The sequence below is a fragment of the Mycobacterium arosiense ATCC BAA-1401 = DSM 45069 genome (genome assembly GCF_002086125.1).
Lineage (GTDB): Bacteria > Actinomycetota > Actinomycetes > Mycobacteriales > Mycobacteriaceae > Mycobacterium > Mycobacterium arosiense.
In genome coordinates this window covers 13,971-25,164 of sequence record NZ_MVHG01000004.1, presented here as the reverse complement: position 1 = coordinate 25,164, position 11,194 = coordinate 13,971, and the positions used below count along the sequence as shown (strand labels likewise).

General features: G+C 65.9%; 10 protein-coding genes and 1 pseudogene. 5 read left to right on the top strand and 6 right to left on the bottom strand.

The genetic code is table 11. From position 1 onward, the window contains the following. Positions 1-4: 4 nt before the first annotated feature. The 3 genes from BST14_RS02710 to prpD are packed head-to-tail and all read right to left on the bottom strand — an operon-like array spanning position 5 to position 3,551. Positions 5-1,132, bottom strand: a complete 1,128-nt coding sequence (locus BST14_RS02710; protein WP_083063062.1) for a bifunctional 2-methylcitrate synthase/citrate synthase — start codon at positions 1,130-1,132, stop codon at positions 5-7. Continuing rightward, the gene (prpB, locus tag BST14_RS02705) at positions 1,129-2,046 is read right to left on the bottom strand and encodes a methylisocitrate lyase (protein WP_083063061.1); all 918 of its coding nucleotides are present in this window, start codon (positions 2,044-2,046) and stop codon (positions 1,129-1,131) included. Before prpB ends, BST14_RS02710 begins: the two co-directional genes overlap by 4 nt. Next, positions 2,046-3,551, bottom strand: coding sequence for a 2-methylcitrate dehydratase PrpD (gene prpD / locus BST14_RS02700; protein ID WP_083063060.1), 1,506 nt, complete (start codon positions 3,549-3,551; stop codon positions 2,046-2,048). The genes prpB and prpD overlap by 1 nt, the downstream gene beginning before the upstream one ends. A 110-nt stretch (positions 3,552-3,661) precedes the next feature. On the opposite strand from prpD, the gene BST14_RS02695 reads away from it, so the two are divergent. Together BST14_RS02695 and BST14_RS02690 are read left to right on the top strand one after the other, a co-directional pair. Continuing rightward, a complete protein-coding gene (locus tag BST14_RS02695) occupies positions 3,662-5,095 on the top strand; it encodes a short-chain fatty acyl-CoA regulator family protein (RefSeq protein ID WP_083063059.1) in 1,434 nt (477 codons plus the stop codon). Positions 5,096-5,104: 9 nt separating this feature from the next. Continuing rightward, positions 5,105-6,094, top strand: coding sequence for a D-2-hydroxyacid dehydrogenase family protein (locus tag BST14_RS02690; RefSeq protein WP_083063058.1), 990 nt, complete (start codon positions 5,105-5,107; stop codon positions 6,092-6,094). A gap of 5 nt (positions 6,095-6,099) precedes the next feature. Here the strand turns inward: BST14_RS02690 and BST14_RS02685 are convergent, their stop codons facing one another. The 3 genes from BST14_RS02685 to BST14_RS02675 are packed head-to-tail and all read right to left on the bottom strand — an operon-like array spanning position 6,100 to position 8,539. Continuing rightward, the gene (locus BST14_RS02685) at positions 6,100-6,696 is read right to left on the bottom strand and encodes a TetR/AcrR family transcriptional regulator (protein ID WP_083063057.1); all 597 of its coding nucleotides are present in this window, start codon (positions 6,694-6,696) and stop codon (positions 6,100-6,102) included. Continuing rightward, positions 6,693-7,466: an SDR family NAD(P)-dependent oxidoreductase gene (locus BST14_RS02680; RefSeq protein WP_083063056.1), complete on the bottom strand. Its 774-nt coding sequence runs from the start codon at positions 7,464-7,466 to the stop codon at positions 6,693-6,695. Before BST14_RS02680 ends, BST14_RS02685 begins: the two co-directional genes overlap by 4 nt. Next, on the bottom strand, positions 7,463-8,539 hold the full coding sequence (locus tag BST14_RS02675) for an NAD(P)H-dependent amine dehydrogenase family protein (RefSeq protein ID WP_169926035.1): 1,077 nt from the start codon (positions 8,537-8,539) through the stop codon (positions 7,463-7,465). The genes BST14_RS02680 and BST14_RS02675 overlap by 4 nt, the downstream gene beginning before the upstream one ends. Positions 8,540-8,651: 112 nt before the next feature. Between BST14_RS02675 and BST14_RS02670 the strand changes: the two are divergent. The 3 genes and pseudogenes from BST14_RS02670 to BST14_RS02660 all read left to right on the top strand — a co-directional run bounded on the left by BST14_RS02670 (position 8,652) and on the right by BST14_RS02660 (position 11,193). Further along, positions 8,652-9,261 (top strand): annotated as a pseudogene (locus BST14_RS02670) (SDR family NAD(P)-dependent oxidoreductase). Positions 9,262-9,345: 84 nt separating this feature from the next. Continuing rightward, on the top strand, positions 9,346-10,701 hold the full coding sequence (locus BST14_RS02665) for a WS/DGAT/MGAT family O-acyltransferase (protein ID WP_083063054.1): 1,356 nt from the start codon (positions 9,346-9,348) through the stop codon (positions 10,699-10,701). 6 nt (positions 10,702-10,707) lie between these two features. Then, a complete protein-coding gene (locus BST14_RS02660; RefSeq protein WP_083063053.1) occupies positions 10,708-11,193 on the top strand; it encodes an NUDIX hydrolase in 486 nt (161 codons plus the stop codon). Position 11,194: the final 1 nt, after the last annotated feature.

Genomic DNA, 11,194 nt, shown 5'->3' with positions numbered 1-11,194 from the left:
GTATTTACGATAGAGCCCGCTGCGGTGCTCCGACATACTCGCTGAGCGGACGGATCAACGCGTTGGACGCGGTCTGCTCCATGACGTGTGCCGTCCAGCCGGTGACGCGGCTCATCACGAAGATCGGTGTGAAGATGCCGATGTCGAAGCCCATCAGGTAATAGGCCGGTCCGGTCGGGAAATCGAGGTTGGGTTTGATGCCGTTGGCCGCGGCCATGCCCTTCTCCAGGACGTCGTAGATGTCGAGCCACTTCTGCCCGTCGCGCGCCGCGGCGACGCGCTTCAGTGCCTCCTTCATGGTCGGCACCCGCGAGTCACCGTTCTTGTACACCCGGTGCCCGAATCCCATGATCTTGTCTTTACGAGCCAGCTTGTTGCGCAGCCATTCCGCGGCGCGATCGGCGGTGCCGATGTCGAGCATGTCGTGCATGACGGCCTCGTTGGCGCCGCCGTGCAGCGGTCCCTTCAGCGCGCCGATGGCCGCCGTGACCGCGCTGTAGATATCGGACTGGGTCGAGGTGACCACCCGGGCGGCGAAGGTCGATGCGTTGAAGCTGTGCTCGGCGTACAGGACCATCGACTGCTCGAACGCGTCCACCACCACCTGCTCGGGGACGTCGCCGAAGCACATGTGCAGAAAATTCTGCGCGTAGTTCATGTGGCTGTGCGGGGCGATGGGGTCCAGACCTCGCCGGCGGCGCATGTCCGCGGCGACGACGGTGGGCAGCACCGCGAACATCCGCAGCGCCTTGGCGTGGTTCGCCGCCGGACTGCCGTCGTCCTCGTCGGGGTCTTCGGCTCCCATGGAGCTGATGAAGGTGCGCACCACGTCCATCGGATGGCAGTTCTCCGGCAATCTGGACAACAGTGACAGCTGGGATCGGTTCAGCCGCCGGGCCGCTCGTTCCCGCTGGGTGAACAGCGCAAGCTGTTGGTCGTCGGGCAACTCGCCGTGCCACAGCAGGTAGGCCACCTGTTCGAAGCTGCACTTCGTCGCCAGGTCTTCGACCGCATATCCGCGGTAGGTCAGGGAGTTGGTCTCCGGGACCACCTTCGAGATCGCTGTGCTGTCGACGACGACACCGGCCAGGCCTTTGTAGATGCGGGACTTGTCTTCGATGTTGCCATTCATGTCGTTGCTCCTTGGAGGGCGAAATTGTAGATGTCGGAGTCGAATTGGGTGTAGTCGGCGTAACGCAGCAGCTCGTAGAGGCGGCTGCGGTGCTGCATCTGATCTAAAAGACCGGATTGTGTTCCGGCGTCGGAGATTTCCCGAAGGCCCACCTCCACGGCGTGCATCGCCAACCGCAGCGTGGTCACCGGGTAGATCACCACGTTGTAGCCGATGTCGGAGAGCTGCTTGGCGGTCAGGAGCTCGGACTTGCCGAATTCGGTCATATTGGCCAGCAGCGGGGTGTCCACCGCGGCGCGGAATCGCTCGAATTCGGCTGGTGTGTGCAGAGCTTCGGCGAAGATCAGATCAGCACCCGCGTCGGCGTAGGCCTTGGCGCGGTCGACCGCAGCGGGGATCCCTTCGATACCGGCCGCATCGGTGCGGGCGCAGATGATGAAATTCGGGTCCCGTCGGGCGGATACAGCGGCGCGAAGGCGTTTGATCATCTCGCCGGCGGGCACCACGGCCTTACCGTCCAGATGCCCGCATCGCTTCGGGTTCTGCTGGTCCTCCAAGTGGCAGCCGGCCAGTCCGGCGTCCTCCAGCGCGGTCACCGTGCGCGCGGCGCTCATCGGTTCGCCGAAACCGGTGTCGGCGTCGATCAGGGTGGGCAGGTCGGTCACGCCCGCGATCTGTGCGCCCCGGCCGCTGACCTCTGTCAGGGTGGTCAGCCCGATGTCGGGCAGGCCCAAGTCGGCAGAGAGCGCCGCGCCGGATACGTACACCCCGTCGAAGCCGAGCTCGGCGACCAACTTGGCCACCAGTGGCGAGAAGGCGCCCGGGAAGCGTTGCAGCTGGCCGCTTTTCAGTGCGCTGCGGAGTCGCGCCCGCTTGTCGGCCGGGGCAACGGCGCTCGCGATCAGGCCACTCATCAGAAGATCCCCGGTGGAATCGTCGGTCCCCGGTCGAGCACGAGCGGATCAACGGTGATGTTGAGCGCACCCAGCGCGCCGGCCTGCAGGTCCGGAACGGCTTCGACCGCCGACAGGAACCGCTGCTGCTCGGAGTCCGAGACGATGCCGTCGGCCAGATCGGTGAACTTCCCGATGTACTGCTTGCGCTCGAACGGGTGGGCCCCCAAGGGGTGTGCGTCGGCGACGGCGAGTTCATCGGAGATCACCTCGCCGCTCTTCAGTGTCACCTCGGCGCGTGCCCCGAACGCCTTCTCGGCAGGATCGTTGGAGTGATAGCGCCGAGTCCATTCCGGATCCTCAACCGTGGAGATCTTGCGCCATAGCTCGACGGTCTCAGGCCGGTGCGCTCGCTCCGGCGCGTAGGAACGCTCGTGATGCCAGGTGCCGTCCTGCAGTGCGACCGCGAAGATGTAGGGCAATGAGTGGTCCAGCGTCTCCCGCGAGGCATCCGGGTCGAACTTCTGCGGATCCCCTGATCCCGTGCCGATCACGTAGTGGGTGTGGTGGCTGGTGTGCAACACGATCGTGGCGACCTGCTCGAGATCGCCGATACGCTCGCGCAGCCGGCGTGCGAGGTCGATCGGCGCCTGACTCTGATACTCCGCCGAATGCTCCTTGGTGTAGGTGTCCAAGATGGCCCGCTTGGGTTCCCCGGGTTCGGGCAGCGGCACCCGGTAGGTACGTTCGGGACCGCCCAGCAGCCAGGCGATCACGCCGTCCTCGCCTTCCCAGATCGGCGCCGGTGCGCCCTCTTTGCGCATCGCGCGGTCGACGGCCTCGATGGCGACCTTGCCGGCCCACGCGGGCGCGTATGCCTTCCAGCTCGAGATCAAACCCTTGCGCGATTGGCGGGTGGCGGTGGTCAGGTGCAGTGCCTGTCCGATCGCCTGGTAGATGGTTTCCTTGTCCAGATGCAGCATGGTGCCCAGGCCGGCCGCCACCGACGGGCCGAGGTGCGCGACGTGGTCGATCTTGAACTCGTGCAGCGATATCCCCCTGACCAGATCGACCTGAATCTCATACGCGGTCGCCAGACCGCGAATCAGATCGGCGCCACTGATTTCGAGATGCTGGGCGACGGCTACCAGTGGCGGGATGTTGTCACCCGGGTGGGAGTACTCCGCGGCCAGAAAGGTGTCGTGGAAATCCAACTCGCGGACCGCAACGCCGTTCGCCCAGGCCGCCCACTCGGGTGAGTAGTCGCCGCCGATACCGAACACCTTCGCACCCTTGACCGAATCGGGGTGCGCCCGAGCTTGAGCCCGCGCGGCGGCCACCGGGCGACGAATCACCGAAGCGGCGGAAACCGCAGCGTTGTCGATGATGCGATTGATCACCATCGCCTCGGTCTCCGCGGGCACGGCGACGGGGTCGGCCGCGACCTCGGCGATCTTCCAGGCCAGGTGTTCGTTACGGGGGAAGTCGTCGGCGCTGCGCCGGGTTCCAACGTCGTGAATCCGCATACGCCGCACAGTACGCACGCGCGGGGATGGCGTAAATGCCCTGTAAAAGCGTAAATTTGTGTCCTTATCCCGCAATTCTTGCGAATGTTGCGAAAGACGGTGGGCGTACGGTGACGAATGTGGCGAAGACGTTCGCCGGCGCGCGTCTCCGGCGATTGCGCGAGGAACGGGGGCTGACCCAGGTGGCGCTGGCGCGCGCACTGGGATTGTCGACCAGCTACGTCAATCAGCTGGAAAATGACCAGCGTCCGATCACGGTTCCGGTGCTGCTCACCCTCACCGAGCGGTTCGACCTACCGACGCAGTACTTCGCGCCGGAGTCCGACGCCCGCTTGGTCTCGGACCTGCGGGAGGTTCTGGCCGACACGTCCGCCACGCCGGGACAACTCGAGGAGCTGGTCGCTCGCATGCCGGCGGTCGGCCAGACGCTGGTCAATCTGCACCGGCGACTGCACGACACCACCGCCGACCTCGAAGCGCTCCACAGTCGCGCCAACCTGGAAAGCTCAGACACGTCGGCAGTCTCGCAGCAGCCCATGCCTTTCGAAGAGGTCCGCGACTTCTTCTACGACCGCAAAAATTACATCGGCGAACTGGACGTCGCGGCCGAAGACCTGTTCAACGAGAACAACTTGCGCATCGGCGGTCTCGACGGCCAGCTGGCCCGGCTGCTCGCGGACAAACTCGGCGTCACGGTGGTGATCGACGACGGCCAGGCGCTGGATCCCAACTCCAAACGGCTGTTTGCGCCCGAATCGAGGACCCTGTATGTAGCGCGGTGGCTTCACCCCGGGCAGCGCGCCTTCCAGCTCGCCACCCAGATCGCGCTGCTGACCCAGGACAGGTTGATCGCCGGGATCATCGCGAGCGGCGATCAGCTCAGCGGGGACGCCCGCGGCGTGGCCCGCATCGGCCTGGCCAACTATTTCGCCGGCGCCCTACTGCTGCCCTATCTCCGATTTCTCGATGCCGCCGAGAGCGTCCGCTACGACATCGACCAGCTGGCAAGGCGATTCGAGGTGGGGTTTGAAACCATCTGCCACCGGCTGTCCACCCTGCAACGCACCAACGCGCGCGGGGTGCCCTTCATCTTCGTCCGGACCGACAGCGCGGGAAACATCTCTAAACGCCAGTCCGCCACGGCCTTTCACTTCTCTCGCGTCGGCGGAAACTGCCCGCTGTGGGTGGTGCATCATGCATTCTCCAGGCCCGGTCAGTTCCTGACACAGGTCGCGCAGATGCCCGACGGGCGCACCTATTTCTGGCTCGCCAGGACCACCACGAGGGAGCCGAGCCGCTATCTCGGGCCGGACAAGAGCTTCGCCATCGGACTGGGCTGCGACGTCGCCCACGCCGAAAAACTCATCTACTCGGTCGGCATCGATCCGACCAACACCGAATCGGTCGTGCCGATCGGGGCCGGCTGCAAGATCTGCGACCGGCCCGCCTGCCCGCAGCGCGCCTTTCCCTATCTCGGGCGCCCCGTGTATGTCGATCCGCACACCAGCACGGATCTGCCGTACCCACCGGCGATTTCGAACTAAGGAGACCACGTGCCCAAGGTTGCGATTCTCGATGACTACGCCGGCATCGCCTTAGGCGTTGCCGACTGGTCACCGGTGCAAAAGCGGGCCGACATCACGGTTTTCGACCGGCACCTCACCGAGGACGAAGCGGCTCATGCGCTACGCCCGTTCGAGGTGGTCTGCACCCTGCGGGAGCGGATGGCGTTTCCCCGGACACTGATCGAGCGGCTGCCGAGCCTGAAACTGATCACCATCGTCGGCAGGAGCCTGCCAAACCTGGACATGACCGCGGCCGGCGAGCATGGGATTGCGGTGGCGCACTCGGATTTCACCCATCCCCGGTTCAGCTCGGTGCGTGACGCCACACCGGAACTCGCCTGGGGGCTGATGATTGCGACGGTGCGCAATCTCGCCGAAGAGCATCACAACATGCGTGAGGGTCGCTGGCAGAGCAGCGCGGGAGTCACCCTGTCCGGCAAAACCCTCGGACTTCTCGGCCTGGGCCGGGTCGGCGCTCGAATGGCCCACTACGGCGCGGCGTTCGGCATGGAGGTCCTTGCGTGGAGCCAGAACCTCACCGAGGAGACCGCCGCGAACCTGGGCGCACGCAGGGTCAAGAAGGCGGCGCTGTTCGAATGTTCGGACGTGGTGTCCGTTCATCTCGTGCTCTCGGAGCGCACTCGAGGTTTGGTCGGCGCGCCCGAGCTGGCGCTGATGAAGCCGCATGCGTACCTGATCAACACCTCCAGGGGCCCGATCGTGGACGAGGCGGCCCTGATCGACGCTTTGGAAGCGGGCCGCATCGCCGGGGCCGGCCTGGACGTCTACGACACCGAGCCGCTGCCGACAGGCCATCCGTTGCGGCGACTCCCGAACGTGACCCTGTCCCCACACCTGGGCTACGTCACTCGTGAGATGCTGGGCGCCTTCTACTCCGACACGGTGGAATCAGTGGCGGCCTGGCTGGACGGGAAGCCCATCCGGATCGCCAATCCCGAAGCGATACAGCGCCGCTGAACCGTCTACTTGCGTTTCCAATGCGGGCTTTTGACCGCCTCGAGGGCGTCGGTGACGTAACGATCCAGCGGTCGCGGCCGTCCGGATCGGCGCACCCACTGCTGAAACGCGAAATCGGCTGCCGCGAAGGCGAGTTGGACCAGGAGGCCGGGACGCAGATCGGCACCCGGATCGACGCCCATCCGTTCGGCGATGAGCTTGGTCGCCCGCTCCTTGTCGGCGGGCCGGTGCACCGTGACCTTGTCGAGCAGGTCGGGCACCACCAGCAGGGCTTCGCGCCATTCTTCGGTGTCGGCCTGTTCGAACGAGCGGGTGCGCGTGACGATGGCATTGATCAGCGCGACATCGGGTGCCTCGCCGGCGGGTCGGCCCTCGAGAAGATTGACGATCGCGGCCCCGCCGTATCGCACCGGTGCCAGGAGCAGCTCCTCCTTCGCCGGCACATGCCGGAAGAACGTGCGCGGGGAAACTCCGGCGGCGGTGGCGATTTCCTCCGTGGTGACCGCGTCGTACCCGCGCTCGACGAACAGGCGGAACGCCGCGCGCCGAATATCGGCCCGGATCTGTGCGCGCTGCCGGTCGCGGAGCGACTCGCCGTTCATCGGAAGCAGCCGATCCCGCCGTCGACGTGAATGGTCTGCCCGGTGATGAACGTGGCGTCACTGCCGAGCAGGAACGCCACCAGCGCGCCCACGTCGGTGCGGACATCGCCGATGCGTTTCATCGGCACCCGGCCCACGGCCTTGTCGTATTCCTTGGGAGCGAACGATTTCCAGAACTTGACCCCGTCGGATTCGGCGAAGGGGCAGATCACGTTGACGCGGATGTTGTCGCGCCCCCATTCCAGCGCCGCCACTTTCGACAGTCCGCGGATGCCTTCCTTGGCCGCGGCATAACCGCCCCACTTCGGCTCACCGCCGGTGCCCGTGCCCGAACCGAGGTTCACGATCGACCCACCGCCGGCCTGGACCATCAATGGGTGTACGGCCTGCATCAGCAGGAACGTTGCGCGGGGGCCCACCTCGTAGCCGAGCGCCAGGTCGTCGGTGGTGATGTCGACGAACGCCTTCGGCTCGTTGGTGGCGATGGCGTTGTTGACCAGGCCGTGCACCGTGCCGAAGGCGCCGACCGCGGCGGCCGCGATCCGCTGCGCGCTCAGCGGGTCACGCAGATCCGCAACGAGCTGTTCGACCGGTCCGATCGCCTCGAGCTCGGCGCAGGTTCTGCCCAGAACCTCGTCCTGGATGTCGACCAGCAGCACCTTCGCGCCGCGTTCGAGCAATGCGGTCGCGACGCCCTTGCCGACGCCCTGGGCGGCGCCGGTGACGATCGCGACGTGTCCGCGCATGGAATCGGGGTGGCTGTAGCTCATTCGACCAATCCGGAGGCCGGGCGCCCGGCGAACAGCGGCAAGTCGAGGTAGGTCTTGATGCCCGGCCCGGCGGCGCATACGTCGGGAATGGCGTTGATGCAGTGATTGGCGGTGACCACGACGCCCGGATTCTTCACCAGTCCCTCCGCGATCGTCTCCGGTTGCAGACCCTTGAAGGTGAGGCTCACGTCGGGATCGCCGGTGATCTCCACCTCGAAGCGTTCACCCCGCCCGCCGAAGTTCCATGCCGGTTCCAGGTTTTCCTCGCCCATCAGCCAGTTGACCGCCGCGGTGATCACCGGTTCACCATCGACGAGCGCTTGCCAGCGGAACCGGCGCGCGGCCACGGTGCCGGTCGTGATCGGGAAGGGGTCGTAGTCGATGTCGGCGGTCGCCACGGCGACGTCCTGGACGGTCCTGATGTTGGGATCGATGCGAAAACCCATGTGATCGGCAATCATTCGCACCGACTGCTTGAAGCCCGCTTCGAGCAGGCCGGCCATCGGCCCTGCGGTGGCTTCCTCGGGGGTGCCGCCGAATCCCATGATGTGGCGCACCACGTCCGGGGCGTTGTAGGTGCGGATGTCGGAGAACTCCTCGGCCCGCACGTGCGTCACCGCCGACGACAGCGAGGACACCATGAGCGGGAATCGCTCCGTGATGCCGCCGGGGTGGATGCCCGAACCATGCAGCGTCACACCGCTTTCCGCTGCCGCGTTGGCGACGGCCTGGTGACGCTCGTTGGTCGCATCGGGATACACCCACCCGACGGGAGTGACAACGTTCTTGCCCGAGCGCAGGATCGCGATCACTTCGTCGTCGTTGGGTATCAGCGGGCTGTACATCACGCAGTCCGCGTCCAGCGCCAGGATCTCGTCGATGCTCGTGGTGGCGGTGACGCCCAGTTCGCCGGCACCGATGATCTTGCCGACGTCAACGCCGTTCTTGTCGGCGCTGTGCACCCAGCACCCCACCAGTTCCAGCTCGGGGTGATTGATGACGCACTCGATCGCCGCCTTACCCACGCCCCCGGTGGCCCACTGGATGACACGAAGCTTCGACGGGCTACTCATCATTGACCTCCCGGACGGCATGTGCGGCCTTTACACATCGGCGGATGAAATGGCAGGCTATGACTTGCTGGCAGTGACTGTCAACGGTCGATGGTTTCGCCGGGGGTCTGCGATGAGCGTCCTCGAGGGCAAAGTCGCGATCGTCACCGGCACCAGCCGCGGGGTGGGCGTGGGCATCGCCCATGAACTGCTGCGCGCCGGCGCGACCGTGATCGGCTGCTCGCGCTCACCGCTGGACGCGATCCCCGGCATCGAACCGGACCGGGCGCACCGGGCTTCCCAAAAGGTGTGCGACCAGGGCGACTACCGCTCGATCGACGCGTTCGTCGCGGAGGTCGTGGCCATCCACGGTCGGGTCGACATCCTGGTGAACATTGCCGGCGGCACCGTTCCGGCGCCCCACGCCGAGAGCATTCCCGAACTGGTGCAACGCATTCAAGGCGCGCCCGCCGCCGACGACGAGTACGCGCGCACCGCGCTGTTTCACGCGTTCGCCGTGCAGATCGTTTGTGTTGCCCAAGGACGACCCCGGTGGCGCAAGGTATTTCGCCGCCGTCCCGTTGCGCCGCGCCGGGGAGCCCGCGGAGGTCGGGCGGGTCTGTGTTTTCCTGGCCGGCGGCCAGGCCGACTTCGTCAACGGCACCACCATTGAATGCGAGGGCGAGATGCTTCCCGGTGTTCTCTACGACGCGGGACTGAAGACGATCACCGACCTGCTCTAACCGGCCGCCGTCGACCTGCGGGCCGGCGCCGGTGCGATAGCGCTATGCCTTTGCGGATCAGGCCGAAATGGGTCTAATGGGTGGATGGAACTGATGAAGCCCACCGACGCGATATTTCTTCTGGGAGAATCTCGCGAACATCCCATGCACGTCGGAGGCTTGCAGTTGTTCGCGCCCCCGCCGGGCGCCGGCCGCGGCTTCGTTCGTGACCTCTATAAGAGCCTGGCCGCTCAGCGAGACTTCCAGCCCACCTTCCGCAAACATCCCGCGAGCTTTGTCGGTGGCATCGCCAACCTGGGGTGGTCGTACGACGACGACGTCGACATGGATTACCACCTCCGGCGTTCAGCGCTGCCGTCGCCCAAACGCGTCCGCGAATTGCTCGAACTCACCTCGCGGTGGCACAGCGGCCTGCTGGACCGGCACCGCCCCTTGTGGGAGACACACATCGTCGAAGGTCTCAAAGACGGCCGGTTCGCTATCTACACCAAAATCCACCACGCGCTGATCGACGGCGTCTCCGCGCAGAAGCTGATGCAGCGCGCGCTGTCGACCGACCCCGACGACCTCGACATCCGCGCCCCGTGGGGTCTGCGCAAACCCAAGCGCAAATCCGGGCCGTCGTCTCCATTGCGTTCACTGGTTCGCACGGCGGGATCCGTTGCAGCACTTGCTCCCTCGACGCTGGTGCTGGCGCGTGCGGCGCTGCTGGAACAGCAGCTGACGTTGCCCTTCGGGGCGCCGAAGACCATGTTGAACGTCAAGATCGGCGGTGCTCGCCGCTGCGCCGCACAGTCCTGGTCGCTGGACCGCATCAAAGCCGTGAAGAATGCCACGGGGGTCACGGTGAACGACGTCGTGTTGGCGATGTGCTCGGGCGCCTTGCGCTACTACCTGCTCGAGCAGGACGCGCTGCCGGACACGCCGCTGATCGCGATGGTCCCGGTGAGCCTGCGCACCGAGGCAGAGGCGGACGCCGGTGGCAACCTGGTCGGAGCCATTCTGTGCAACCTCGCAACCGACACCGACGACCCGGCGCAACGTCTGCTGACCGTCAGCGAATCGATGCGCAGCAACAAGACGGTGTTCTCGCAGTTGCCGCGGTTCCAGGCGCTGGCGCTGTCCGCCGTCAATACGTCGGCGCTGGCGTTGGCGGCGGTTCCGGGCTGGCTGTCGTCGACGTCCCCCCCGTTCAACATCATCATTTCGAATGTGCCGGGGCCGACGCAGCCGATCTATTACGGCGGCGCCCGGCTCGACGGCAACTACCCGCTGTCCATCGCGCTGGACGGCCAAGCGCTGAACATCACCCTGGTTAGCAACGCCGGCAATCTCGATTTCGGTTTGGTGGGATGCCGGCGCAGCGTGCCGCACCTGCAACGCCTGCTCGCGCATCTGGAGTCCTCGCTGAAGGATCTGGAATGCGCTGTGGGAGCGTAGAACTCGATGGCGAAGTTGAGCGCGGGTGTGTTGTTGTTCAGGACCCGCGACGGCGCCGTCGAGGTTTTGCTCGCGCATCCGGGCGGACCGTTCTGGGCCCGCAAAGACGACGGCGCATGGTCGATCCCGAAAGGGGAGTACACCGACGGGGAGGAGGCCTGGGTGGCCGCGCAGCGCGAGTTCACCGAGGAGCTGGGACTGTCGGTGCCGGCCGGACCGCGCATCGACCTCGGTCAGCTCAAGCAGTCCGGCGGCAAGGTGGTGACCGCCTTCGGCGTGGGCGGCGACCTCGACATCACCGACGCGCGCAGCAACACTTTCGAACTGGAATGGCCGAAAGGATCGGGCAAGCTGCGCGAGTTCCCCGAGGTGGACCGCGTGGGTTGGTTCGCGGTGGCGACCGCGCGGACCAAATTGTTGAAGGGCCAGCACGGCTTTCTCGACCGGTTGATGGCGGACCCGGGCGTGGCCGGACTATCCGAAGGATCCTGAC